Consider the following 25,724-nt stretch of genomic DNA (forward strand, 5'->3'; position numbering starts at 1 on the left):
AGTACAAGCTTAATTGATGGATTTAGTTAAAGAGGTTGCAGCGCTCAAAAAACAGTTGGATACCGAGAGGCAAGCCAGGACCAATGCCGAGCAGTTGGTAGAAGAGCTGAAGTCCAAGACAGCGCAGCATAGTGAGTACCTGGATTTCGTCCGGCATCTGGCGCAAACCATCCCCAGCATCATCTACCTTTACGATGTTGATGCCAATAAAAGCATCTACCTGAACGAGCAGATCAGGCATATGCTGGGCTATAACGACACAGATATCGCCGCCATGGGAGGTAACGTGTTTCAGTCGTTGGTAGCAACGGACGAGGAGCTGCAGAAGATAAAAGATCAGGTGATGCAAATGAAGTCTGCCCCAGATGATTACCTGAGCGAGGTAGAATATTGTGTGCGCGCAAAAGATGGCAGTCTTAAAAACCTGTTCTGCCGCGAAAGCGTTTTCAGCAGGCACCCTGATGGCAGGCCAAAGCAAATAATTGGCTCAGCCGAGGATGTCACCAGCCTCCGGCAGCAGCGTAAGGCGCTGCTGCAGCAAAAGGAATTTTACGAAACCGTACTGAACCACATTACCTCAGATGTTGCAGTATACAATAACAAGCTGGAGTACCTTTTCCTGAACCCGTTTGCCATACAGGATGAAGCCCTGCGAAAGTGGATTATAGGGAAGACCAACACAGAGTACAGTGCCCACAGGGGCATACCTCCGGATCGCATGGCAAAGCGAGACGAACAGCTGAACCGGGTACTGCGGGAAAAGTGCAGGATTGAATTTGAGGAGACACTCTATGATAAAGAAGGAAACCCCGTCCACCATATCAGAAGGTTAAACCCCGCCCTTGACGCTAACAACGAAGTACAGTTAATAGTTGGCCATGGCCTTAATATTACCGAACTAAGAAAAGCGCAGGAGGAAATTGTAGCAAGCGAGGCGAAGACCAGGGCCATACTTGCCGCCATACCCGATCTGATGTTTATCATTGACAGCCAGGGAATTTACCTGGAGGTGATGAATGAGGATGCCCGATACATGCTGGCACCTAAAAATGAAATCATCGGCTCTAATTTACGCGACAGACTACCGCCTCAGGTATTAACCATGTTTGAGCAAAGCATCAAGCGGGTGTTAACAACCGGGCATTACGAAAAGCTGGAATATGAGTTAGAAATCGAAACGGAAATCCGCCATTTTGAGGGCCGTATCGTAAAGTATAACACCGATCAGGTGCTTACCATTATTCGAGACACCACCGTAGAAAGGAAGGCAGCCCTGGAGGTAAAGGAGAAAAACGAGTTCATAAAGCAAGTGATGGAAACCAGTCCGAGCCTGATCTTTGTGAAAGACGGACATGGTAACTTTAAGCTCGTGAACGAAGAGTTCGCTAAGCTATTCGGGAAAACAGTAGACGATATCATAGGTACTAACATTCGTGCTATTCATCCTGTGCCTTCGCAGGTAGACTTCTACCTGGAAATTGACCAGCAGGTGATCCGGGAGAAGAGGGAGATAGTGGTGCAGGAACGATTTACCGATCTGCAGGGAGCGGAGATGTGGTTCAGCACCATTCGCAAGCCCCTGGTTACTGCTGACGGACAAGTGCATGTGCTTGGCATTGCCACTGATATAACGGAACAGCGCAGCGCGAAGCAACAGCTGCAGGAGAGTGAGGAAATGCACCGCCTGCTTTCAGAGAACTCCCGCGACCTGATCTGCCTGCACGACCTGGATGGCACGTATCTGTACGTGTCGAAAGGCGTGAAAGAAATGCTCGGGTTTGAGCCCAGTGAACTGGAGGGTAACTCCCCAGCCCTGGTGATACACCCCGACGACCTGGCGGATGTGGTTGAAAACGGCCAATTAAAAGCCATCCGAGAGAATACCAACCTGGTGATAGAGTATAGGGTAGTCAAAAAATCTGGCGAACACCTCTGGATCGAATCAATTTTAAAACCCCTGTTGGATCAGGATGGGGAGATTGTTAAGCTACAGTCCTCCTCCCGCGACATTACGCAACGAAAGCATGTTGGCGAGGCGTTGCGCTTTAGCGAGCGCAAATACCGGGAGCTTATTAATTACAGCCAGGCGTTCATTTGCTCGCACGACATGGATGGCCGTATCCTTTCTGTGAACCCACATGTGCTGGAGATGCTTGGCTATACAGCAGAAGAGATGGTTGGCAATAACCTGCAGTCGTTTATACCTGAAGAGCATAAAAAGAACTTTAACCTATACCTGAATGAGTTCCGGAACAGAAATCTAATGGAAGGGGTACTCAGGGTCTACAACAAAGCACAGGAGGTGCGTTCGCTTTTATATAAAAACTACAAGGTGGAAGAACCTGGCTCAGCCCCGTACATCATTGCCATTGCCCAGGATATCTCGGAGCGGCTGCGCAACGAGATGGAGTTGAAGCAGGCAAAAGAGGCGGCTGAAGAGTCTGCGCGCGTAAAGGAGAATTTCCTGGCCAACATGAGCCACGAGATACGCACCCCAATGAATGGAATTCTGGGCATGGCCGGGCTTCTGAGCAAAAGCGAACTCAACCCTTTACAGCAAAACTACCTGAAGATCATTCGCCAGTCCGCAGACAATTTGCTGGTAATCATCAACGACATTCTGGACGTTGCCAAAATAGAGGCCGGCAAAATAGAGTTAGAGGAAATTCCCTTCAACATCGTTGAGACTGTGAAAGCAGCATATCAGACGCTTATTTACAAAGCCGAGGAAAAGGAGTTGATTTATGTAGAGAAACCCCTTGAGGTAGAAAACGCTATGTTAACCGGCGATCCTTACAGGCTCAATCAGGTTTTGCTTAACCTGCTTACGAACGCTATTAAATTTACAGAGGCGGGCACTATTACGCTACAGAGTACCCTGGTGGAAGAGGATAGCACGCAGCTTACGATAGAGTTCTCGGTTACAGATTCCGGGATTGGCATACCACAGGACAAACAGGAATATATTTTTGATGGTTTCACACAGGCTTATTCCAGCACAACCAGAAAATACGGAGGAACGGGCCTGGGCCTTAACATCAGTAAAAACCTGGTGGAGATGCAGGGTGGTAAGATATGGGTGGAAAGTACGGAGGGCAGTGGCAGTTGTTTTAAGGTTTTGCTCACTTATAAGAAGTATGTAGGCAAGGAGAGCCTGGCGCCCAAAAAAGAAACAATTGATTTCAGCAGCCTCCGAAACATACAAATTCTATTGGCTGAGGATAATGAAATAAACGTTTTCCTGGCTAAATCCATTTTGGAGGGCTGGAATTTTAAAGTGGATGTTGCTGTAAACGGACGCGAAGCAGTTGAGATGGTAAACCGGAACTTCTATGACCTAATCCTAATGGACATCCAGATGCCCGAAATGAGTGGCATAGATGCTACGCGCGTCATCCGCTCCCATCAGGATACGACCAAGGCCTCCACCCCTATTATTGCCTTAACGGCCAATGCTTTTAAAGGCGATGCAGAAAAGTATATCGGCGTAGGCATGAACGCCTATATATCGAAACCATTCGAGGAGGAAAAACTTTTCACCAAAATAGCCTCCTTACTTCCCCATAAAATACTGGAAATGAAAACAGCGCCCGATACCCTTACCCAAGAGCACGCCGAGAACCATGAAACCCCCTTATACGACCTAAGCATCTTGCATAAGATGTCGAGGGGCAACGAAGCTTTTATAAAGAAAACCAAGACACTCTTTATACAAACTGTGCCGCAAACCCTTGACGACCTGGAGCAGAAAAGATTGCTTTCTGACTGGCAAGGGGTAAGTGCCGCCTCACATAAACTGAAATCCACGATTGATACCATGCGCATTGAGAGACTGCGTGCCGTAGTGCGGGAAATTGAAGCGGATGCAAAAAGCCAGGCGAACCTGGAGTCGATCCATGATCGTATTGCCTACCTGCAGACGGTTATGGCGCAGGTTATCACAGAAATAAAGGCCGAACTTTAAGTTAACTCCCGAGTCTGATTGCCCCTCGCATTGTTTACCCGTTGCCATAGTTTGCGTACCTTCAGGTAAACCAGCTAAAAGCACGTTTAAGATGCAGCAAACCAGTTCAATTGATTTTACGGCGATCACCGCTTTACGGCAGTCTTTACACCGCTCTCCTGAACTTTCAGGAAAAGAGCATGTAACAGCCAATAACATTGTAGCATTCCTGAAACAGTTTGAGCCGGACGCTATATTGACCGGATTGGGGGGGACGGGCGTGGCAGCCGTTTTTAACGGTAGAGTGGCAACCGGGCCCACCATTCTGTTCAGGGCTGAGCTAGACGCGCTACCCATAGCTGAAACAAGTGCCCTGGCGCATGCCTCGCAGGAAAATGGAATTGCGCACAGCTGTGGCCATGACGGCCACATGGCCATACTTGCCGGGCTTGCCTTGCTGCTTCAAAGTCAGGAACCTGATACTGGCAAAGTGATCTTGCTTTTCCAGCCTGCCGAAGAAACCGGTGCCGGGGCCTGGCAGGTGTTACAGGACCCCAGGTTTGAGGAAATCGCCCCTGCTTATGTTTTTGCCCTGCACAATTTACCCGGCGTGCCCCTGCACCGGGTGGTCCTTCGCAAAGATGTATTCGCAGCGGCCTCTACAGGCATGATCGTGGAGTTGGAAGGTAAATCGTCGCATGCGGCAGAGCCCGAGAACGGTGTGAACCCGGGGGCAGCCATGGCGGAACTTCTACTTTGTTTTCAGGAAATAGCCCAAGACAAGAAGCAGTTCCAGGACCTGGCCCTGCTTACCGTGATCCATGCCCGACTTGGCGAGATCGCCTTTGGAACCAACCCCGGGTTTGCCACCGTGATGGCTACCCTACGCTCCTATCAGCCCACCGACCTGCAGCTATTGAAAGAATTGACCACTGCAGGGGCCGAGGCTATTGCCCACAAGTATAAGCTAGGACTAGCGATACGTTACGTAGAAGAGTTTCCGGCCACTGTGAACCACGATGCCCAGGTGGAGGTTGTGCGCGAGGCCGCGCAAAGTCTTCAACTTGAAGTGGAGGAAGCCGTACACCCTTTCAGGTGGTCAGAAGACTTTGGCCATTTTACGCACCTGTACCCGGGGGCATTCTTTGGATTAGGTTCCGGTACCGCACAGCCGCAACTGCATCACTCGGACTATGATTTTCCGGATGCCCTGCTCCCGACCGGAAGCGCGCTTTTTTATGCCATCGCCCAGCAAATACTGAATCGATAAACACCTATGCTTCATAGCTCTTATATAGAAATAAGTAAATCAGCGCTTCAACATAACATTAACTTCATCCAGAAAGAGATCGGGCCACAGGTGCAGTTCTCCTCCGTAATAAAAGGCAACGCCTACGGACATGGCATTGAGCAGTTCGGCCGTATTGCGCAGGAATGTGGAGTGGGCCATTTCTCCCTTTTCAGCGCCGATGAAGCCAGCCGCCTGGTAGAAGCCTTACCTCAACCCGCCAAGATCATGATCATGGGTTATATTGACAACCCCGAATTGGAGTGGGCGATACAAAATGAAGTGGAGTTCTTTGTTTTTGAGCCAGACAGGTTACAGGAGGCAGCAAAAACAGCCAGAAAACTGGGTAAAAAGGCAAAGATACATGTAGAGCTTGAAACCGGGATGAACCGCACCGGTTTCGATAAAGGTGCTTTGGAGCAGGTAACCTCTCTTTTACATAAAAACCGGGATCACGTTATTCTTCAGGGCCTTTGCACGCATTTTGCAGGCGCAGAAAGTATGCAGAACCACGACAGGGTGATGGCGCAGTTAAAAAAGTACAAACAAATGCAGCGCCAGCTGCAGTTGCAGAACCTAAGCCCGAACCAGCAGCACACAGCCTGCTCAGCCGCCATGATCAGCTACCCCGAGAGCCGTATGGATATGGTGCGCATTGGCATCATGCAATACGGCTTCTGGCCGAGCCCGGAAACGTACAGGCAATACATTAGCCAGCAGGAGGATAAAACTGATCCGCTGCGAAGGCTAATCACCTGGAAAAGCCGTGTGATGAGCATTAAATCAGTGGCTCAGGGTGATTTTATCGGGTACGGCACGTCTTACCAGGCCGCCAGCGATATGCTGCTGGCAATCATCCCGGTTGGTTACTCCTGGGGCTATAGCCGCAGCCTGAGCAACCAGGGGCAGGTGCTGATCAAAGGAAAAAGGGCTGCCGTGGTGGGCATCGTGAACATGAACGTGATGATGGTGGATGTCACCAACATCCCTTGCGTGCAGAAGCTTGATGAAGTGGTGCTTTTGGGAACGCAACAAGACCAGAGTATTACGGTCAACTCATTTGGTGAGCTCAGTACGCAGCTGAACTATGAACTCCTCACACGCCTCCCCACCAATATCCCGCGCCTGATAGTGAATTAGCTACAGTTTATAGCCGCAGTTAAAACAGAAATTGGCATTTGCCGGGTGTCCTTCCTTATGGCAGTTCGGGCAGATGCGGGTAGCCGCTGTCTCCCTTTCTGATCGGGCCAGCTCGACGGACACTATACCCGTAGGCACGGCAATGATGCCGTAGCCCATGATCATGATAAAGCTGGCCAGCACCTGCCCGAGCGGTGTTTGTGGCGCAATGTCGCCATAACCCACGGTGGTCAGCGTTACAATGGTCCAGTAAATACTGGTAGGTATACTTGTGAAACCGCTTTCGGCTCCTTCAATGATGTACATCACAGACCCCACGATCACCACAATGGTCAGCACAGTGCCCACAAACACCAGTATTTTGGTAATACTGGCTCTCAGGGCATTGGTTAGTACCTGGCCTTCGTTAATAAAACGGGTCAGCTTGAAAATACGCGCAATACGCAGCAAACGTAAAACCCTGACCACCAGCAGGTATTGTGATCCAAGTATAAACAGACTTAAATAGGTAGGTACTATGGAGAGTACATCGACAATACCAAAAAAGGAAAAGATATACTTAAAGGGTTTGGGGGTGCTGTAAATACGCAGGAAAAATTCCAGTGTAAACAATAAGGTAAAGCCCCATTCCAGGGATTGGAAAAGGAATAAATGCTTGTTGCGCAACTCCACAATACTCTCCAGCGATACAATCGTGACACTGCCTAAGATGAGGATAAGCAGCACAATATCGAAAGCTTTTCCTCCCGCAGTCTCAGCCTCAAATATTACTTTGTAGAGTTTCTCGCGAAACGTGTTTCCCCTAAGCTCAACCATACATTGCGGGTGTACTTGAAATTATTGCACAGTATACGGAAAAACACGTGCATAGCCTATTCCAAAACAGCTCAACCCTTTCCACCTGGTTCTGGTAAATCTTAGTTGGTGACGGCAAGGCGAGGAAGGTTTTTATCCAATATCCCCATTTCATTTAACTGGTTTACCTGGCCATTTATTTTCTCCCGGTCTCCAGGGTTCTTGATGTTTTCACCGGCGTCATGTAGTAAAAGCAAGGCTTCCTTATAAAAAACAGACTTTAGGTGCGCATATTCCTGAACCCTGAAAAGCAGGCTACGGAGCAGGTAAAGTAGGCTGAGCACAATAACACTGCTGGCTTTGCCATAAAGCCTGATTGGGCTTAGGGTAATGGAGTAAAGTGTTTCAAAAGTGTTATGTTCAAAGCGAATGCGTGCCGCTCCCTTCTCATCGTACAGGATCTTCTCATCGGGTAGCTGCATGCGCAGGGCAAAAAGCGCCGTCAGGTAATCAATTGCTTTGAGCGCAGTACCCGGATCATTAATACCTGGGCTTAAGGCCTTCACCGCACTTTCCGTGATGTGCTTAAAACCATAAATATAATTCTCCCCTGGCCGCTCCTCTCTGTAAAAATTAACATATCCAAAAAATTTCTTTGCAAATCCATCCTCATCCTTCATTTGCTTATTGATACGGGCAAACGGCACGTCCTTTACCAGAAAGGAGCCCAAGGGGCGATCAAAGCTGATCACCACATCATACTTTTGGCAAAGCGAGACAACCGCTTTGTCATTCAGGCTTTGTATATACCCAGTCTGAGGGCTTTCCAGTAAAAACCATGTGGTGTTTGTCACAAAGACATTAGGAACCACAGTACTTCGATTCTCTTCAAGCTCATCCTTTATTTTTTGGCTGGTTACATTAAAAATGCTTTCCAGAATACTTTCTATCTGAATAGACTGAGAGATCGAGTGAATGAAATACACAAAGAAGCCCAGACACAGGATGGTAAAGCACATATCCAGGAAAATGGAAAAGCCCGGAAGGTCAATGTTATAATACTCAGCCCGTACATTCACCATGATCACCAGCGTGTAGATCAAAACACCCAGAAAAACACCCAGCACCCGTTGGTTTGACTTGTAGGAAATTAAACCGGGTATAACGCGGGGGGTGAAATTGGCACTGGCCTGGTTTAGCACCAGCATGACCATAGTAAAGCTAAAAACAGTAAGGGAGATAATTCCTGTGGTGATAGAACTCAGGATAAGCCTGGCCGTGGCACCGTTGGTGATAATCATGAACGGCAGGTTATCCTTGAATCGGGAGCTCAGCCCTGCCGACTCCAGGTATAGCATAAAAAGCGCAAAGGCGAAGAAGAAGAGGGATATGAGGGTGGGGTAAAAACCGATGCTGTTTACAATATAATTGTAAGCAAATTTTAACCGACTCTTAATTTTTTCCATAGGGAACGATAATTTGACAAGAAGCTTGCTGAGCCAATGTACTCACACCTGGCTTTATAGGTTTTAAGGTTTCAGCATTTCACACAATCCGGCATCAGCAGTTATTGAGGAATAACCATTCAGGATTGGGGAGTATAAGAAACGAAGGTTTTGTCCGTATAAAATATCATGACCTGCTCCACACGCACGCCGGCCTTTTCCGGTGTTACCGGAGGAATTAAGGGCACATCAGCTTTTAGCACTTTTTGATGAGAACCTGTCAAGTCATCAGAGTGGTTACCCCTATGAATGGGAGCGTCAGCGGGGGCGTCCGTCTTTACGGAGTCTGGCACATTTGTTACTAACTCTTTTAGCATCCCCCCTTCTCCCAACAGCATCCAGTCTTTATTGACTTCCGGAAAAGACGACAGGATTCGAATGACCACATCCAGGCTAGGTTTGTTTCTACCACTGATAATGTGACTGATAACTGCGCGGGGCACCTCCACTGTATCAGCGAATTGAGTGGAAGTATAGTCTTTGTACTCCATCAACTGTCGAATCCTTTCTACCATGTACTTACGTGTGTTTGCTTTTTACAAGATAAACAAATGTAGCACATGAAGTAACAGGATGTTTCATTAATTTATAAAACCCCATAATACACCTAAAGTTAAACTTTGCCTATCATGCACAATTATCTTATTTACAGTGATTTAATAAAATTTAATTTAGCAGACTCTAAAACTGTATACATTTGTATATACATTTGTAAACAGCTAAATAAGTGTTTCATAATCTGCTAATTATTCTTTTATGTTCTTCATCCAAACCTACAGCCTGGCTTTTAAAACTTCAGAAGCTTACGTGCTTCTAGCCATGCCTGCCACAATGGCAGCAACAAAAAAAGCCATTGTGGATAAAACGAGTTATCCACAATGGCTTACCTGAGTGTTGTTTAGATGATTATGTGCTAAACTTGCGGGAAGGAAAGGTTACTGATTTTAAGTTTACAAGCTGACAAATAATCTGGTTCTATAATCTCCTTATTTTAGAACAGCTTCAGTTTCTTTTATTTTGCACTATTCAATGTGAGCTTCCATCGGCTTCACAATCAAAACCCCATTCATCTTTTCCCAGTGCCCAGGGTATGTACACACAAAATCATAGGAGTTTGGAATGTTGGGAGCAGTAAACTCCATCTCAACTGTCTGCCCCGGAAGGGCCAGTGGCGAAGCCGCAATTACGATGGGGCTGTTGGGCACATAATTCCCCGGGGCCCCTACTTTGGCGCCGGCAAGCGCCACCAGTTTATACTTACCAGGCTGCGTGAATACTACATTGTGAATCATGGATGGATCCACGCCCTCGTTTACGAAAGTAAGCCTGACCAGCGCCCCGGCCTGCGCCTGAATCGTGTCCTGGTCAAAGGCCATTTCTTCGATGCTATTCCCAAGGGCATGCAGCGTAATTTCCACAATCGGCTGCAGGGTGGTATCTGCCGCCTCCACAGTGGGGGCACTGGCAGCAGTTGCTGTTTCGGAGTCCGTAATGGTATCTACATCCCTGTCCTCATTAGCCTTCTGAAAACAGCCGGTTAAAAGCAAGGGGAGGCAAAAAACACAGAGTTGCAAGAATCTTTTCATTTTCTGATTAATGTTGTAGGGTGAGGCAGCATGCTCGTGTTATCCGAAATACTCCTGTTCTAGCTTTTTATCGTGTCCGTACAAATCTTCTCTGAAATGCACGTTTCCGGCATCATCTACCCAACTGGTAAAGTATACCAGGTAAACCTGCACGCTCTTTGGCAATGTAACCCAGGTTTCTTCCCCACCTGTCATGGTTTGCCTGATGCGGTTCTCGTCCCACTCTGGCATATCGCGCAAAAGATACTTGCTTAGCTCAACGGGCTTTTCGACGCGCACACATCCGTGGCTGAAATCGCGGTCCGTCTGGCTAAAGAGCGCATCAGCCGGTGTATCGTGCAGGTAAACGGCATACTCATTCGGGAAAAGGAACTTGATCATCCCCAGAGAATTGTCGCGACCCGGCTTCTGGCGCACACGGTACGGAAAGTTCTTCTCTGTCACGCCACCCCAGTCAATGGAGTAAGGCGAAACCTGCTTGGGGTCCTTTTCTTTCGTCACGACCTCCATGTTCTGCGAGGCCAGCCAACCCGGGTTTTGCAGCATGTGTGGCTTAATTTCTTTCTCGGTTATGCTGTTTGGCACATTCCAGAAAGGAGCCATCACCACATACTCCAGCTTGTCGCTAAAAATTGGCGTGGAGTTCATGGTCTTACCCACAATCACTCGCATGCTCATCACTTCTTTGTAAGCGCGTTCTGCCTCCGGGTCGTTGTCTGGGTCCTCATAAATGTATAGTTTGTACTCCGGGATATTTACCCAGATATATTTCTGATCGAGGTTTTTTGGCACCATGCGCTTGGGTATCCAGCGCCAGCGCTCCATATTGATCATCAACTGCGTGATGCGGTCCTCGATGGGCACATTCATCATTCTGAGGGTATTGCCACCTACAATGCCATCTTCCTTTAACCCGTGCAGCATCTGGAATTTTTTTACCTGCTTTTGAAGGTCCTCATCGTAAAGCCACAGTTTCTTATTGTTTGCATCGAACTGCTGTGTGGGGTTTAAGCGGCTACGCACCGATACCACGGCTTTAGCGGTGTCTCCTTTCTCCAGCACTTTCCGCTTGCCTAGCTCCACCATGGGCCATCCGCCTTTGGCCTGAAGCGCTCTGTAATCCTGTAGCGCATCGCGTAATTTTTTATAACCAGCGTGCAAGGCATCAAACTCATAGTAAGGGTAGGTACTCTCCCGCTCCTTTAAAATTGTCTGGAGGGCTTTGTGCAGTTTTATCTTATTCTCTTTTACATTCCACTTCACGTTGTTATTCTCAGCCCGAGGGTCTACCTTGCCTCTGTAAAAGTCTGATGCATAGTTAAAATAAGAAGCCGTTAGGGACAGGTCGATTTGTTGCTGTAGCTCCAATCGGGCAGAGTCGCCCGGCGAAAGTTTCTTATACTTGTTCAGCATTTCTTTCACATCTACCACCTGGTAATTCTTGGGATCCAGGCCTTCGGTACCGGCTTTATCGATTACGGAGAGGAACTTGTCTGCCTCAGGCACTAATTTATTATCGCGGAACCAGGCCAGGCTGTAATCACGGTCTCCGTAAAACAGGAACATCATCTCCTCCTGCTTTTTAAACGCTTTTTGCTTGTTCAGGAAATTCAGGACAAACATACTGTCCGTCTCAGCCTGTGGGAGTTCTTTTTCAGAGAAGAAGCCACCGCTGCTAGCCGTGGTGTGTGTCTCGCCATCGCTTTGGTTGCAACTTGCCAAAACCGTAAGGCCAAGCACGGCCATACACAGCCTCAGGGTGTTTTTAAAAGTATAAGGGGTCATCATTTTATGTTAGTTAGAAGACCAGGCTTGAACTCGGTAACAAACAGCGTCATTACAGAATAAGCACAAGCCAAATCTAGATTAAATACAAATAAATAAAGCGTAATATGTATACATGAGGATTTATAGCTATATGTACTTTAAAACAATCCAAAATGTTCTATTTTCAGACGCGAACCTGTTTTAGCTGCATGAAAGCTATGTTACATCCTTAAAGGCAGCCTCCTGTTCCATACTACCTACAGGGCAGCAATAATCGTGTCACATTTTAAGTCCTTTCCAGCCGTCAGGTTTTTCTACTATTGCAGGATTTGTTAACTTACCACAAAAGACACCCTAAAACTTATGAAACTATTTCACCGTTGTTTAATCGGTTTAAGTATGGCCGGCAGTTTACAGCTGGCTTCCTGCACATCGCAACCCACCAAGGAGGACCAAACCATGAACCAAGAACAGGCTGCCACAGCACAAATACCAGAGGATGTGCACAGCTTCGCCAAGCCCGCTGAAGCTGTCGCCAAGCACCTCGACCTGGACATTGCAGTTAACTTCGACCAGAAAGTGCTGAGCGGAACCGCCGCTTACCAAATCGAAAACCTGACGGGCACCAATGAGATTATTTTTGACACCCGGGGGCTGCAGATTGAGAAAGTTTACCTCGGAGACAATCAGGAAGAAACCACCTTTACCATAGGAGACGAGAAGGAATTCCTGGGCCGCCCTTTGATCGTTAAGATAAAACCCGATACCAGGAAAGTCACCATTCAATACAAAACCTCTCCCGATGCCGCCGCCCTGCAATGGCTGAACCCACAGCAAACGGCAGGCAAGAAAAACCCTTTCCTGTTCACTCAGTCGCAAGCCATTCTTGCCAGGACCTGGATTCCGATTCAGGACAGCCCGGGCATCCGGATTACCTATAGCGCCAAAGTGCAGGTGCCCAAAAACCTGCTGGCATTGATGAGTGCCGAAAACCCGATGCAGAAGAACGACACCGGCATCTATACTTTCGATATGAAGCAGCCGATACCCTCTTACCTGATGGCACTCTCGGTTGGCGACCTTACCTTCCGTAAGATTGGCCCCCAGACTGGTATTTATGCGGAGCCCGCCACCATTGACGCCGCCGCGTACGAGTTCGCTGAAATGGATAAAATGCTGGTGGCAGCAGAGAAGCTTTACGGCAAATACCGCTGGGACCGGTACGATCTGCTTGTATTGCCTCCCTCCTTCCCTTTCGGAGGCATGGAGAACCCACGCCTTACCTTCGTAACGCCAACCGTGCTGGCTAAAGACCGCTCTTTAACCAGCCTGATCGCGCATGAACTGGCCCACAGCTGGAGCGGAAATCTGGTCACGAATGGCACCTGGGATGATTTCTGGCTAAACGAGGGCTTTACCGTATATTTTGAGCGGCGCATTATGGAGGAACTCTACGGAAAAGAATACGCCGACATGCTGCAGGTGCTGGGCTACCAGGACCTGACCAATACCCTGAACGAACTGGGGCCCGAGAGCGAGGACACCCGCCTGAAGCTGGACCTGGAAGGCCGCGACCCGGACGAGGGCCTGACGGACATAGCCTACGAGAAAGGAAATTTCTTTTTAGTAAACCTGGAACGCGCTGTCGGTCGTCAGAAGTTTGACGCGTTTCTGAACAAATACTTCAGCACGTTTGCCTTCCAGAGCACTAATACCGATAAGTTTCTGAATTTTCTAAGAGAGGAGCTCATCAAGGGAGACGAGGACCTGGCAGAGCAGATCAACATCGAAGGCTGGGTGTACTCCCCCGGCTTACCAGAGGGTTTTGTAGTGCCCACCTCGGCCCGTTTCGCACAGGTGGAGGAAGCCTTTATTTCCTGGAAAAATGGCAAACCTGCAGCACAGTTAGCAACCAGCGAATGGTCGAGCCACGAGTGGCTTCACTTTATCAGGATGTTACCGGATAACATGTCGCAGCAGCAAATGGCAGAATTAGACCAGGCCTTCCATTTTACTACTTCCGGCAACTCGGAGGTGCTCGCGGCCTGGTTGCTCGATGCCATCAAAAACAACTACACCACTGCCGATGAGGCCCTGAACACATTTTTAGTTAACGTGGGCAGGCGCAAGTTTTTGGTTCCTATATATAAGGCACTGATCGCAACCCCGGAGGGCAAGAAAAAAGCCTTGGCCATTTATGCCAAGGCCCGCCCTAATTACCATGCCGTGTCTACAGTTACCCTGGATGAGTTGCTGAAGTAAAACCATCCCTTACCTGATTTAAAAAGAGGGCCCGTGTGGTAACACGGGCCCTCTTTTTATAGTTAGCGGTAAAAACGAAAAACTCTGTCACCTTCATGGCCTGCTTGGGTAAGCCAGGCGAAAGTACAGAGTTTTTTCCGTATCGTTTACAAAGTAGCCAGGCTACTTTGCGTTGTGTTCAGCTTTCATGTTGATGTTGTGCTCGGCGATGTAGGTCAGATTTTGATCCGCTTTTTTCTCCTCGTCCAGTATCATCTGGAGTTGGTCCAGCACATCGGTTAGGCCTAACTGTTTGGCGTAGGTGCAAAGCGTGCCGTAACCGGCAATTTCATAGTGCTCCACACGCTGCGCCATAGAAATTATGGCCGCATCCATCACATTTTTCTGGGCGCGCTGGCTGATCATCTCATCGCTTTCTTTCAGGATGCCTTCAATAGCTTTGCACTTTTCGCCCGTTGCCTTCTCATCCAATAGCTTAAAGGCCTTTTCAAGGCGCTCGATCTGCGTTTCTGACTCTTTCATATGATCCTTAAGCGCTCGCTTAAGCTCACTGGAAGCGGCAGCCTCAACCATTTTAGGCATGGCCTTCATGATCTGATGCTCGGCGTTGTAGAGGTCTTTTAGTTCGTGGATAAAAAGGTCTTTTAAGTTGTTTAGTTTCATAGCTCGGAAAGGTTACGCGTTCAATTTATTATCAAATTATGCTTGTGGGTATCTATACGGCAGGGCACCCCGGGGGTTATGTAAATATTACTTTAATCAGACAAACACCCTTAATTATTTAGCAATGGCAAAAGTTATATAATATTAACAATACTATATAGTTAATCAATTTTATTCCACCTGGCTCCTGTTACCCTCTGAGTGCTTGTCGACGTCGGGTGCTCTACAGGAGTGCTACATCTGCATCAGCCTAAAAACTTCGAATCAACCTGTATTGCCTGCAACGAATGACCTGAAACAATAGTAAACGTTTTGTATAGTAAATCCCGAATCCGTAAATACATTAATAAACCCGAAGTGAACGCACCTAAAGGAAAACTGATCGCGGTTGGTGGCAACGAAGACAAAGGCACCTACCCAAACCCCAGGTCAAAAAGAAAATATTACCTCGATTTTTTTGAGTTAGGCATCTTAAAACGGTTCCTGCAGGAGATCCCTTCCATTGCCCCTACCATAGAAGTAATTACCTCCGCGTCTATGATCCCACTGGAAGTGGGAGAAAGATATGCCAGTGCCTTTGGTATTCTGGGTGTTGAGAATGTCAACATGATGCATATCCGGAACGAAGAGGATGTGCATCTACCCGAATACGTAGAGCGGATCAGGAATGCACAGGGCGTGATGTTCAGCGGTGGGGACCAGGCCCGCATAGCCCGCATTTTCAGGGATACAGAAATTCTCTCGATCCTGAAAGAGCGTTACCAGAACGAGGAATTCGTTATTGCCGGTACCAGTGCCGGGGCTATGGCGATGTCTAAAATCATGATCAAAGGGGGCAGCGCCCCGGAATCGCTCCTGAAAGGGGCTGTAAAGGTGGGAGAAGGCCTGAACCTGATAGACCAGGTGATCATTGATACACACTTCGTTACCCGGGGGCGATTTGGCAGGTTGATGGAAGCCGTGGTAACGCACCCTAAAAGCGTTGGTATTGGCTTAGGCGAGGACACGGGAGTGCTAATCACCAAAGGAAATATGGTGGAAACAATCGGTTCTAACCTGGTAGTGATAGCTGACGCGCACCAGGTAGGTTACACCAATATTCACAGTGTTGAGAAAGGCCGCCCAGTGGCGATTGAGAATATGATCATGCACGTGTTGGCGAAAGGCAATATTTATAACATTGAAACGCGCGAATTTTCAAGAGATGCCGAGGAGGCTGTACGCGAGAACCTGGCTTATATGCAAAAAATGGCGCAAAACAAAACCGCTCAAAAAACCTGAGCAACCTCAGGCATCGCGGTAAATAGCGACCTTAGCCTCCTCCCCGTTCTTTTTACTGGCCCGGTACATCCCCTCCGAGTTAAAGGGCAAGACCAGATCGCCGGATTTATTAACCCCGATCAAACCTCCTTCCCCCCCCATTGCCACGAGTTTTTTCATCACCACTTCTTCGCAGGCCTGTTGCAGCGTAAGGCCTTTGTACTCTATCAGGCACGAAACATCGTAAGCCACCACGGCCCGCATGAAATATTCGCCATGCCCGGTGCATGAAATAGCACAGGTGTTGTTGTTGGCATAGGTGCCGGAGCCGATGATCGGCGTGTCGCCGATGCGGTTATAGCGTTTGTTCGTCATGCCACCCGTGGAGGTGGCGGCGGCAACATTCCCATCCCTATCCACGGCCACGGCACCCACCGTGCCGAACTTCTCATCCACCTGCTCGGTATGGTCCAGCATGATCAGGTCGGAGTCACGCACATCGCTCCACTGCTTGTAGCGGAAGGCATCAAAGAAGTACTTCTCCGATTCAAAGGCCAGTCCCTGGTCCAGGGCAAACTCCTCGGCCCCGTAGCCGCTTAGCAGCACGTGTTCGGATCGGTCCATCACGGCCCGGCAGAGTTTAACCGGATTGCGGATGCTGCGCACACCCGCCACAGCGCCAGCCGCTAAGGTCTTGCCACACATGATGGCGGCATCCATCTCATGCCTGCCCTCCTTGGTAAATACGGCCCCTTTGCCGGCATTAAACAGTGGGGTATCCTCCAGGTGCACGACGGCAATTTCAACAGCATCCAGAGCCGTACCACCTGAGGCCAGCACACTGTGGCCCGCCAGCAGCGCTTTTTCCAGGGCTGCGCGGTAGGCCTGCTCCTGTGCTTGTGTAAGCGATGCGCGGGTAATGGTACCGGCGCCGCCATGTATGGCAATTGCAATGTCTTTCATAAGGTATACTCCCGTAAAGGCTCAAAAATAACTGTACGCCTTAACCGGGAGGGCTGTTCTATATTCGTGTGTAAGACTTAAATTTGCATGAATTTGTAAAATCAAAAGGATCATTTCAGCTGGAAAATAGTTATCTTTGTTCTTATCCCAATAACCACTAGTAAACAAAGTAATTATGTCGTTTGATATCCAAGGAAAGCTTTACGAGACATTTGAGGAGCAGCAGATCAGTGACAAATTCAAAAAACGCGAATTTGTGCTGGAGATTCCCGATGGCTCTTATACCCAATACGTAAAGTTTCAGTTAACACAAGACAAGTGCAGTCTGCTGGACTCCTATAAGAACGGTGACGAACTGAAAGTAACCTTTAACCTGACTGGAAAGCCTTTCACTAAAAACGGCCAGACCATGTACTTCACCAACCTGCAGGCCTGGAGAATTGAAGCAGCGGCAGCCGGCGGGAATTTCGGGGCTCCGGAAGGAGGCGCATCGCAGCCACAGGACGCTCCGTCGTTCTACAGCAGCGAGGCAGACAACGACTTGCCATTTTAAATTATAGGTTACTATAGTTTCAGAACTACCATAACCTGATCATAAAAAGCGAGCCTCCGGGCTCGCTTTTGTTTTGCTTCTGGCTATAGCTTCTGCCCCCGGTGCCCGCGATTGCTTCTCATTATACCCCATTCGCTCTATCTGGCCGTATAATACCTGCATGAACACATCATACAGGGCTCCCGATGACCCGCTGATGGAACTGCAGCGCCTAATACTGCGGGGGGAGAATGATACAGTAGACTTTAAGCAGCGTGTAACGCGGCCTCAGAAGATTGCCAGAACCCTGGTGTCTTTTGCCAATACGCGCGGTGGCCTCATCCTGATCGGGGTGAAGGACAACGGCTACATTTGCGGCGTGGACCCCGAGGAGGAAAAACATATCCTCAACCTGGCCGCAAACGAGTATTGCCAACCCGCAGTGCAGGTACATTACGAAGAAGTGGAAAGCCTTCATAGTACCGTACTCATTGTCACTGTACCCGAAAGTCCTTTAAAACCACACTTCGCCAAAGTTCAGGAAGACGACTGGCGGGGATATGTACGTGTGAAAGACACCAGTGTGCAAACCAGCAAAATGGTAAACAAGGTGCTGGCACAGCAGTCCGGCCAGTTTGAACCGATGCCCTTCGAAAAGCACGAGCTGGCGCTTCTGACACACCTGCAAACCCAGCCGCGCATTACCCTGCGGCAGTTCATGAAACTGGCGAATCTCTCGCAGCGCAGGGCCCATCGCACCCTCGTAAAACTGGTTATCCATGGGTATATTCGATTGCACGACAAAGAGCAGGAAGTCTACTATACCCTTAGCTAAAGGCCATCCATTCTTGCCGTGGTAAAATATGATTACTAATTATACCCGGGAGCTAAGCCTGTGACCAGTTTGTAATGATTTATAAATCAAGCCTCTATTGCATTCTGTAAGCTTTTTGCAGCCCCGAAGCCTCAGCGGCATGCTTGAAGGGTGAAAAAATATCATCCGTAGCCGTAGAATACTCGTAAATGCCTATATACTTGTTCTTGCCAGGCAGGAACCGATTTTTGCCCCGATCAGCTTTTTAAACAGACGGTTTCACCCTAAACCCATTGCATATGGCCACCCTTTCGAAAACAGCCAAAGCAAACGCAAAAGAGCTATCCAGCAATGGAAGCAAAACCAAATCCCCCAAAGCCAAAGCGCATAACAAAAAACAGGCAGCCGGCCCCGACCGGAAAATTTTCGTGCTTGATACCTCCGTGATCCTCTATGACCACAGTGCCATCCAGAATTTCCAGGAACACGATGTGGCTATCCCGATCACGGTGCTCGAAGAGCTTGATAATTTTAAGAAGGGCAATGACATCAAGAACTTTGAAGCGCGCGAATTCATCCGTTTTATCGACAAGCTCTCTGCGGAGCATCGCCTGCAGGACTGGTTGCCTTTGAACGGTAAGAACAAAGGCAATTTTAAAGTGATGATGAACGACACCTCCGAGCAGGTGGATGCCGTGAAAATATTTGGGGATAAGAACGACCACCGGATCCTGAACTCAGCCATTTTGCTGCAACAGGAGAAGCCGAACCAAAAGGTGGTGCTGGTAACCAAAGACATCAACCTGCGCCTGAAAGCCAGGGCACTGAACCTGATCGCAGAAGACTATGAGACCGGGAAGATTCAGGATGTGGCAGGCCTTTACACAGGCAACGACACCATTGAGGACGTACCGGCCAATATTATTAACGAGCTTTACGAGAAAACCCATTGCGAAGTGGGTCAGATACTTTCCACCCCCCCGCCGGACAATCATTTTTATATTCTGAAAAGTTTTAAAAACTCGATCCTGTCCTATTACAACGCAACAGCGAACCAGCTGGAACGGGTTGACAAGCAAACAGCCTTCGGGGTGAAGCCCCGTAACGCCGAACAGGCCTTTGCTCTGCACGCCCTGCTAAACCCGGCAATCAAGCTCGTGTCGGTGCAGGGGGTGGCCGGAACCGGCAAAACCTTGCTTGCCCTGGCCTCTGCCATTGAGCAGCGCCGGGACTACAAACAGATATACCTGGCGCGGCCCGTGGTGCCACTAAGCAACAAAGACATCGGCTACCTGCCCGGGGATATAAAATCTAAGCTTAACCCCTACATGGAGCCCCTTTGGGACAACCTGAAATACATACAGAACCAATTTTCCGAAACCAGCAAGGAATACCAGAAACTGCGGGATATGGTTGATCTGGAGAAACTGGTGATCACCCCACTGGCTTATATTCGCGGTCGCAGCTTGTCCAACATCTTCTTTATCGTAGACGAGGCCCAAAACCTGACCCCGCACGAAGTGAAAACTATCATTTCGCGAGCCGGAGAAAACACGAAGATTGTTTTTACAGGTGATATTTACCAGATAGACACGCCTTACCTCGACTCGCAAAGCAACGGCCTGTCGTATTTAATAGACAGAGCCAGGAACCACCCGTTGTATGCCCACATCACGTTACTGAAAGGGGAACGCTCTGAACTGGCTAACCTTGCCAACGAATTGTTGTAGACAGGCTATAAATGAAGCGCAGCATCCCGGCACATAGCAGTTATTACCTGTTTGTGCCGGGATGCTGCGTTTAAAAGCGAGTGAAACTGCGGTTTTGCTTCAGCTTTTCTTTTTAAAATACCTGCTCTGCAGAATGTTCATGTGGTGCAGTTCGTGCGCTGCCATGATGTGCACCAGGGCGCGCAGCGAGATCTGCCTTCCGTTGGCTGAGCCTACCTTATCCAGCATCTCCGCGGTAAAACTCCTGAACAGATACAGACTGGCAGTCCGGACATGCTTATATTCTTCCAGCATCGTTTGTAAGGGGCGAATGTTTGCCATGGAAGCCCGCACGTATTTGTCCTCGTCATACCCTGGCAACGAGGCCTCCTCCCCCCTGCTAAAGCACAGGGCCCTGTAGGAAAAGATTCTTTCAGAGTCCAGCATGTGCTGCAAAACCTCCTTAATGGTCCACTTCCCCGGCGCATAGCGCTCCTCGGCGCGTTCATCAGAAACATTCCGGAACATATACTGCAGGTCATCCTCCTGCTTTTCCAAAGTATAGAGCACATCGTCCTGGGGCAAATGATCCATATACGCCTGGTACTGCTCCGGATACTCGTCCAGTAAGGGTCTTTTAATAGTTAATGGCATGGGCTAATGTTTTCCTGGTTTTTTTCTTAATACTGCTTTCCTCCAGCAGGGTTTTGATGCGCTGCAACCCTTGCTCCAGTTCTGCCTGTTTTTTATACTTCAGCCAAAAGCCTTTCAGCCTGGCTATTGGTTTATCCTCCAACTGAGTTTGCTGTCCCCAGGTTAACCGTGTGCCCCCTTCCACGGCTGTTAAATAAAAAACGCCATCCAGGGTATGCGACTCCCCAACCGTGCTCTCTTTATACGCCACCTGCATCGCCGCAACGCTTGCAGTCAAAAGTATCTGCCCGTTGCCCACAGCATCTCCGCTCCATTGCATGCGCGCGCCAGCACCAGTTAGCGGTCCTCCATATAAACGGATCATGGATGGATCGGCTGTTTTATTTACCGGGCTCCACTTCTCCCATTCTGCGGGGTTGTTCAACAAGGGGAACACTTTTTCCGGCGCTACAGGAAGCAATACAGACTGCTCCAGTTGCAAATGTGCCGGAAGCAGGAAAGACACCCCAAAAATTGCCAGAAAAAGCACCGGCAAACACAACAATAATACCCTCAGCAGGTTCATACAGCAGTAATAGGAGATGAATAAATGGCTTGCATTATAAGCAGGTAAAAGTACATCAATTTAAAGGAGCTTTTAGGTATGAAACAAACTTATGCGCTGAAATATTTTTCAAGCCTTGCTATTTCCGTTTTGTCCCGATTAACCTCCTGGCAGCTTTTCTGCCCAATTTCACGTAGAGTTTAATATTGAAACCTAAATATATAGAAACCATGCTAAATGATTGGATACAAAGAGGACTGAAACATTCGCAAAACCCCATTTTTAAAAAGTTTCTGGGCAAGGGAGGGCGCCTGCTCACGAAACCGCTGAAACTGGGCATGCTCCTCACCTCTGCTTATGGTAAACTGGTAGACGCCGACAGCAAGCAAACCGGCTTCCAGCAGCTAAAAAGCGCCGGACTTACCTTTATCAGGCTGGTAAAGGCCTATGCAACCGGCGATTACCGTAATGTAGAAAAGAAATCGCTGGTGGTGGGCGTTGCCGTGCTGCTGTACCTGGTTACCCCCCTCGACATTATTCCGGACTTTATCCCCGTTATCGGACTGCTGGACGACCTGAGCCTGATGGCCTGGTTTATTGACGCTTTCCATAAAGAGATCGAAAAGTTTCAGGACTGGGAAGCCAGCCAGAACTTTGACCACTACCGGATAGGCTCTTTTTAATCTTTTAAGGACTGCAACTTGATTAGCTGAATTTCAAAGGGTGCTGGCATGAATCAATACATACTAGCACCCTTTGAAAGCAGAAATAGAGCCCGTGCCTGGCTTTTTAGGAATATAAAAGCCGTTCACCCATTCAAAATTCAGTTAACCAGAACGCAATCATCCCCCTCCAATTGGTTAAAATGCGTATCTTCAGGCGCTAAATTTTAACCATCACATTAAACTTATCCATGATCAGCAAACGCATTGTTTCCTTATTTGCGGCTGTATGCATTAGCTTAGGTATCACTACTGCCCGTCCTGACGAGGGAATGTGGTTGCCTATGCTTTTAAAGCAGCTAAACGAGTCGGATATGCAGCAAAAGGGCCTGAAGCTCACTGCCGAAGACATTTATAGTATAAACCAGTCCAGCCTGAAAGATGCCATCGTGTCGTTCGGCGGTTTCTGCACCGGCGAGATGATCTCGCCGGAGGGCCTGTTGCTAACCAATCACCATTGCGGGTATGGCGCCATACAGGAACACAGCACCGTAGCGAACGATTACCTGACCAACGGCTTCTGGGCGATGAACCGCGACCAGGAGAAGCCTAACCCGGGTCTGACGGCCACCTTTATCGTTCGGATGGAGGATGTGACCAAACAGATTTTGGAAGGTACGGCCAACACCAAAACAGAGGCTGAACGAGAAGCGACCATCCAGCGCAACATAGCTAAGGTGCGAAAGGCAGCTACGGCCGGCACACACTACGATGCCGTGATCAAGCCTTACTTCTATGGCAACGAGTACTACATGTACATTACTGAGACTTTCCGGGATGTGCGCCTGGTGGGTGCCCCGCCTTCCTCGATTGGCAAATTTGGCGGCGATACGGATAACTGGATGTGGCCACGCCATACCGGCGACTTCTCTATTTTCCGGGTGTATGCCGGCCCGAACAACGAGCCAGCTGATTATGCGCCAAACAACAAACCTTACAAGCCCAAGCACCACCTCACCATTTCGATGAGCGGGGCACAGGAAGGCGATTTTACCATGATCTTTGGTTTTCCGGGCCGCACCAACGAGTATCTTACCTCGCAGGCGGTTCAGGAGATATACGAAGTATCGAACCCTGCCAAGATCAACATCCGCGAAACCAAGCTCAACATCCTGGACAAGGACATGAAAGCATCTGATGCCGTGCGCATTCAGTATGCCGCCAAGTATGCCAGCATCGCCAACTACTGGAAGAAGTGGATCGGCGAGAACCGGGGTATCAAAAAGGCAAACGCTATTGAAGAAAAGCAAAAGCAGGAACAGCAGTTCGCCGCATGGGTTGCCGCTGACCCGGCGCGGCAGGCAACGTATGGCACGCTGCTAACCGACTTCGCTAAAAACTACAAAGCTCTCGATGGCATCACTATCTCCCGCGATTATATCACTGAGGCTGCCTACGGTGTGGAGATCGTGAAGTTTGCGAACACTTTTACCAAGCTGCAGGAAATGCTGGAGGCAAAGGCACCCCAGAACGAGATAGAAGCGCAGGTAGCCAGGCTGGAGAAAACAGTGCCCGGCTTTTACAAGGACTACAATGCCGCCAGCGACAAGAAAGTGTTTGCAGCATTGCTACCCCTCTACTACCAGAACATAGATGCTAAGCTGCACCCCGAGGTGTTTAAGATGGTGCGCAGCAAGTATAATGGCGACTTTAACAAATATGCTGATGAGGTGTTCAGTAAATCAGTGTTTACATCAGAGGCTGGCGTAAGCAAAGCCCTGGCCGAAGTGAAAGCAGGCAAAAAGGACGTTTTGAAGCACGATCCGGCGCTACAGCTGGCCAGCAGCATTTCAGCTTACTACAACAAGAACGTAATGCCGACCTACAATGAAGTGAACGAGAATCTGAACCTGCTCTACAGAACGTATATGGCAGGCCTGCGTGAGATGCAGACCGACAAAACGTTTTATCCGGATGCCAATTCCACCCTGCGTGTAGCTTACGGAAACATAGCGGCTTATGAACCCGTGGATGGCGTAAAGTATAAATTTTATACCACCCTGGAGGGAATTATGGAGAAAGCCGAGTCTGGCGCCGCCGAAGACTACGCCATACCTGCCCGCCTGAAGGAATTGTATGAGCAGAAGGACTATGGCCGTTATGGTGTGAATGGAGAACTGCCCGTTGCATTCATCGCTTCGAACCACACCACAGGTGGCAATTCCGGTTCTCCCGTTATCAATGCGAACGGACAATTGATTGGCACGAACTTCGATAGAAATTGGGAAGGCACCATGAGCGACATTGTGTACAACCCCAAACAGGTACGAAACATTGCCGTGGATATTCGTTATGTGTTATTCGTAGTGGATAAATTTGCCGGAGCCGGCCACCTGGTAGAAGAAATGACGCTGGTAACAGACGATACTTCAGGTTTACCGCAGGTGGATGCCCGTAAAAATCAGTCTTCTGAAAAAACCTCTAAAAAGAAGAAAAACAGGAAGAAAGAAAAAGGCACTGCTGTTGCAAACTAAAGAAATGGGATGCTATAAGTTTGAGGTTATTACTACTTCATGGTTATGGTAAGTATATCTCGGAACCTGAGATAGTGACCTAGGATACTTGCAGTTTAAAAAGTCCCCACCTGATTTTGAGGTGGGGACTTTTTTTTATCTTATTAATACTAAGTTTCAAAGGTTTAAACTCGGACTTCTCACAACGAAAGTATTAGAGAATTAACAAAATATTTTCGATGTAGCCTGCTTAAAACGTTACAGGTTTCGGGCAAATTCGGCTATCAAATTATAATTGGATGGATAAATCAGTGAGTTGAATTGATTATTTATGGAATTTTGATATATTCGTCTTCCGCTATGGATATGAACGTTGTTGAAGCATTTGCGAGAAATATTTATTAAAAATGCAGCTTTACAACACTTTATATAGTGCAGATAAGCCGAATAGACTTCCGTTTAGCAACTAGTTACATAATTTAAAATAATATGATTAAAAGGAATACCGTAGAAGTAATATTAACAAGAGCACTTTTCTTTATTTTAATCACAGGACTTTATAGCTGTGCAGGATCTATAAAAACTGTAAGTAAAACAGACCCTAAATTATTTAATAACGCGAGAGCTTACGTCATATCAGCTGAAAATTCTCAATACATTAAATTCAAATTCGGTTTAATTACCCCTTTTGCATATATAGTGCTTCCCGATGACCCTGCCCAAAAACGAGAAGTAATTGGAAATACAGACATTGTGATCAAACAAGAGCTTGAAAAAAATGGCATATATGCAGAAATAGGAAAGAAAGATGATATCCCGGAAGGCTTTGACTTGATAGTAATGTATGCTGATACCTGGAGATGGGACTTTAAAAAAGTGCTTGACAGGTTAGAAATAGTTTTCATCTCTGGTGACGGAAAAGAAGAACTGGCTCGATCTATTTATAACATCTATCCAAACAAAGAATACCATAATTTCCCGACACCGGAAAAAGAGGTACCTAAAATGGTAAAAGAGATGCTGAATAAATAAAAACGATGCACCCACAAAAAACATACACAACATTCTGACGGAAGCTCCATATTGTGTATAGCTCAACCGTTAAATACAAAACCTTCAAAAGT

General features: G+C 48.1%; 20 protein-coding genes. 11 read left to right on the top strand and 9 right to left on the bottom strand.

Going from position 1 to position 25,724, the window contains the following annotated elements:
• Positions 1–16 precede the first annotated feature (16 nt).
• The 3 genes from AC4BAN_RS15205 to alr all read left to right on the top strand — a co-directional run bounded on the left by AC4BAN_RS15205 (position 17) and on the right by alr (position 6,371).
• Positions 17–3,964, top strand: a complete 3,948-nt coding sequence (locus tag AC4BAN_RS15205; protein WP_490565265.1) for a PAS domain S-box protein — start codon at positions 17–19, stop codon at positions 3,962–3,964.
• 91 nt (positions 3,965–4,055) lie between these two features.
• Positions 4,056–5,213 carry an amidohydrolase gene (locus tag AC4BAN_RS15210; RefSeq protein ID WP_490565266.1) on the top strand — a complete coding sequence of 386 codons (1,158 nt, stop codon included), beginning with the start codon at positions 4,056–4,058 and terminating at the stop codon, positions 5,211–5,213.
• A gap of 6 nt (positions 5,214–5,219) precedes the next feature.
• Positions 5,220–6,371, top strand: coding sequence for an alanine racemase (gene alr / locus AC4BAN_RS15215; protein ID WP_490565267.1), 1,152 nt, complete (start codon positions 5,220–5,222; stop codon positions 6,369–6,371).
• Here the strand turns inward: alr and AC4BAN_RS15220 are convergent, their stop codons facing one another.
• From AC4BAN_RS15220 to AC4BAN_RS15240, 5 genes are all read right to left on the bottom strand, one after another.
• A complete protein-coding gene (locus AC4BAN_RS15220; protein ID WP_490565268.1) occupies positions 6,372–7,187 on the bottom strand; it encodes an ion transporter in 816 nt (271 codons plus the stop codon).
• 101 nt (positions 7,188–7,288) lie between these two features.
• Positions 7,289–8,632 (bottom strand): DUF2254 domain-containing protein, encoded by a 1,344-nt coding sequence (locus AC4BAN_RS15225; RefSeq protein WP_490565269.1) that lies wholly within the window; start codon positions 8,630–8,632, stop codon positions 7,289–7,291.
• Positions 8,633–8,751: 119 nt separating this feature from the next.
• On the bottom strand, positions 8,752–9,186 hold the full coding sequence (locus tag AC4BAN_RS15230; protein WP_490565270.1) for a helix-turn-helix transcriptional regulator: 435 nt from the start codon (positions 9,184–9,186) through the stop codon (positions 8,752–8,754).
• Positions 9,187–9,693: 507 nt separating this feature from the next.
• Positions 9,694–10,257, bottom strand: coding sequence for a plastocyanin/azurin family copper-binding protein (locus AC4BAN_RS15235; protein ID WP_490565271.1), 564 nt, complete (start codon positions 10,255–10,257; stop codon positions 9,694–9,696).
• 39 nt (positions 10,258–10,296) lie between these two features.
• Complete coding sequence (locus tag AC4BAN_RS15240) at positions 10,297–12,045, bottom strand: L,D-transpeptidase family protein (protein WP_490565272.1); 1,749 nt, start codon at positions 12,043–12,045, stop codon at positions 10,297–10,299.
• Positions 12,046–12,387: 342 nt separating this feature from the next.
• On the opposite strand from AC4BAN_RS15240, the gene AC4BAN_RS15245 reads away from it, so the two are divergent.
• Entirely contained in the window at positions 12,388–14,286 is a 1,899-nt protein-coding gene (locus AC4BAN_RS15245) for a M1 family metallopeptidase (RefSeq protein WP_490565273.1), read from the top strand.
• 162 nt (positions 14,287–14,448) lie between these two features.
• On the opposite strand, the gene AC4BAN_RS15250 is transcribed toward AC4BAN_RS15245, so the two are convergent.
• Positions 14,449–14,949: a YciE/YciF ferroxidase family protein gene (locus tag AC4BAN_RS15250; protein WP_490565274.1), complete on the bottom strand. Its 501-nt coding sequence runs from the start codon at positions 14,947–14,949 to the stop codon at positions 14,449–14,451.
• A 357-nt stretch (positions 14,950–15,306) separates the two neighbouring features.
• Here AC4BAN_RS15250 and AC4BAN_RS15255 point away from each other — a divergent pair, with 357 nt between their 5' ends.
• A complete protein-coding gene (locus AC4BAN_RS15255; protein WP_490565275.1) occupies positions 15,307–16,230 on the top strand; it encodes a cyanophycinase in 924 nt (307 codons plus the stop codon).
• Between the two features lie 6 nt (positions 16,231–16,236).
• On the opposite strand, the gene AC4BAN_RS15260 is transcribed toward AC4BAN_RS15255, so the two are convergent.
• Positions 16,237–17,172: an isoaspartyl peptidase/L-asparaginase family protein gene (locus AC4BAN_RS15260; RefSeq protein WP_490565276.1), complete on the bottom strand. Its 936-nt coding sequence runs from the start codon at positions 17,170–17,172 to the stop codon at positions 16,237–16,239.
• Positions 17,173–17,347: 175 nt separating this feature from the next.
• On the opposite strand from AC4BAN_RS15260, the gene AC4BAN_RS15265 reads away from it, so the two are divergent.
• The 3 genes from AC4BAN_RS15265 (at position 17,348) to AC4BAN_RS15275 (ending at position 20,248) form a co-directional block, all read left to right on the top strand.
• Positions 17,348–17,725 (top strand): DUF3127 domain-containing protein, encoded by a 378-nt coding sequence (locus AC4BAN_RS15265; RefSeq protein ID WP_490565277.1) that lies wholly within the window; start codon positions 17,348–17,350, stop codon positions 17,723–17,725.
• A gap of 160 nt (positions 17,726–17,885) precedes the next feature.
• Positions 17,886–18,539 (top strand): AlbA family DNA-binding domain-containing protein, encoded by a 654-nt coding sequence (locus AC4BAN_RS15270; RefSeq protein ID WP_490565278.1) that lies wholly within the window; start codon positions 17,886–17,888, stop codon positions 18,537–18,539.
• A 278-nt stretch (positions 18,540–18,817) separates the two neighbouring features.
• Entirely contained in the window at positions 18,818–20,248 is a 1,431-nt protein-coding gene (locus AC4BAN_RS15275) for a PhoH family protein (protein WP_490565279.1), read from the top strand.
• 99 nt (positions 20,249–20,347) lie between these two features.
• Here AC4BAN_RS15275 and AC4BAN_RS15280 read toward each other — a convergent pair whose 3' ends face one another.
• Both AC4BAN_RS15280 and AC4BAN_RS15285 read right to left on the bottom strand, forming a co-directional pair.
• Positions 20,348–20,881 (bottom strand): DinB family protein, encoded by a 534-nt coding sequence (locus AC4BAN_RS15280; RefSeq protein ID WP_490565280.1) that lies wholly within the window; start codon positions 20,879–20,881, stop codon positions 20,348–20,350.
• Complete coding sequence (locus AC4BAN_RS15285; RefSeq protein WP_490565281.1) at positions 20,865–21,446, bottom strand: SRPBCC family protein; 582 nt, start codon at positions 21,444–21,446, stop codon at positions 20,865–20,867. Before AC4BAN_RS15285 ends, AC4BAN_RS15280 begins: the two co-directional genes overlap by 17 nt.
• A 209-nt stretch (positions 21,447–21,655) precedes the next feature.
• Between AC4BAN_RS15285 and AC4BAN_RS15290 the strand changes: the two genes are divergently transcribed.
• The 3 genes from AC4BAN_RS15290 (at position 21,656) to AC4BAN_RS15300 (ending at position 25,632) form a co-directional block, all read left to right on the top strand.
• Positions 21,656–22,108, top strand: a complete 453-nt coding sequence (locus AC4BAN_RS15290; RefSeq protein WP_490565282.1) for a YkvA family protein — start codon at positions 21,656–21,658, stop codon at positions 22,106–22,108.
• 230 nt (positions 22,109–22,338) lie between these two features.
• Positions 22,339–24,621 carry a S46 family peptidase gene (locus AC4BAN_RS15295; RefSeq protein ID WP_490565283.1) on the top strand — a complete coding sequence of 761 codons (2,283 nt, stop codon included), beginning with the start codon at positions 22,339–22,341 and terminating at the stop codon, positions 24,619–24,621.
• A 468-nt stretch (positions 24,622–25,089) separates the two neighbouring features.
• On the top strand, positions 25,090–25,632 hold the full coding sequence (locus AC4BAN_RS15300) for a hypothetical protein (RefSeq protein ID WP_490565284.1): 543 nt from the start codon (positions 25,090–25,092) through the stop codon (positions 25,630–25,632).
• Positions 25,633–25,724 lie beyond the last annotated feature (92 nt).

This window comes from Pontibacter sp. GD13 (assembly GCF_058216355.1).

What these genes read in the sequence shown, in the direction of transcription:
- AC4BAN_RS15240 (WP_490565272.1), bottom strand. Translation starts at nt 12,045, where the DNA reads ATGATGACCCCTTATACTTTTAAAAACACCCTGAGGCTGTGTATGGCC.
- AC4BAN_RS15210 (WP_490565266.1), top strand. Translation starts at nt 4,056, where the DNA reads ATGCAGCAAACCAGTTCAATTGATTTTACGGCGATCACCGCTTTACGG.
- AC4BAN_RS15300 (WP_490565284.1), top strand. Translation starts at nt 25,090, where the DNA reads ATGATTAAAAGGAATACCGTAGAAGTAATATTAACAAGAGCACTTTTC.
- AC4BAN_RS15290 (WP_490565282.1), top strand. Translation starts at nt 21,656, where the DNA reads ATGCTAAATGATTGGATACAAAGAGGACTGAAACATTCGCAAAACCCC.
- AC4BAN_RS15220 (WP_490565268.1), bottom strand. Translation starts at nt 7,187, where the DNA reads ATGGTTGAGCTTAGGGGAAACACGTTTCGCGAGAAACTCTACAAAGTA.
- AC4BAN_RS15205 (WP_490565265.1), top strand. Translation starts at nt 17, where the DNA reads ATGGATTTAGTTAAAGAGGTTGCAGCGCTCAAAAAACAGTTGGATACC.
- AC4BAN_RS15280 (WP_490565280.1), bottom strand. Translation starts at nt 20,881, where the DNA reads ATGCCATTAACTATTAAAAGACCCTTACTGGACGAGTATCCGGAGCAG.
- AC4BAN_RS15225 (WP_490565269.1), bottom strand. Translation starts at nt 8,632, where the DNA reads ATGGAAAAAATTAAGAGTCGGTTAAAATTTGCTTACAATTATATTGTA.
- AC4BAN_RS15265 (WP_490565277.1), top strand. Translation starts at nt 17,348, where the DNA reads ATGTCGTTTGATATCCAAGGAAAGCTTTACGAGACATTTGAGGAGCAG.
- AC4BAN_RS15235 (WP_490565271.1), bottom strand. Translation starts at nt 10,257, where the DNA reads ATGAAAAGATTCTTGCAACTCTGTGTTTTTTGCCTCCCCTTGCTTTTA.
- AC4BAN_RS15245 (WP_490565273.1), top strand. Translation starts at nt 12,388, where the DNA reads ATGAAACTATTTCACCGTTGTTTAATCGGTTTAAGTATGGCCGGCAGT.
- AC4BAN_RS15270 (WP_490565278.1), top strand. Translation starts at nt 17,886, where the DNA reads ATGAACACATCATACAGGGCTCCCGATGACCCGCTGATGGAACTGCAG.
- alr (WP_490565267.1), top strand. Translation starts at nt 5,220, where the DNA reads ATGCTTCATAGCTCTTATATAGAAATAAGTAAATCAGCGCTTCAACAT.
- AC4BAN_RS15250 (WP_490565274.1), bottom strand. Translation starts at nt 14,949, where the DNA reads ATGAAACTAAACAACTTAAAAGACCTTTTTATCCACGAACTAAAAGAC.
- AC4BAN_RS15260 (WP_490565276.1), bottom strand. Translation starts at nt 17,172, where the DNA reads ATGAAAGACATTGCAATTGCCATACATGGCGGCGCCGGTACCATTACC.
- AC4BAN_RS15295 (WP_490565283.1), top strand. Translation starts at nt 22,339, where the DNA reads ATGATCAGCAAACGCATTGTTTCCTTATTTGCGGCTGTATGCATTAGC.
- AC4BAN_RS15230 (WP_490565270.1), bottom strand. Translation starts at nt 9,186, where the DNA reads ATGGTAGAAAGGATTCGACAGTTGATGGAGTACAAAGACTATACTTCC.
- AC4BAN_RS15285 (WP_490565281.1), bottom strand. Translation starts at nt 21,446, where the DNA reads ATGAACCTGCTGAGGGTATTATTGTTGTGTTTGCCGGTGCTTTTTCTG.
- AC4BAN_RS15275 (WP_490565279.1), top strand. Translation starts at nt 18,818, where the DNA reads ATGGCCACCCTTTCGAAAACAGCCAAAGCAAACGCAAAAGAGCTATCC.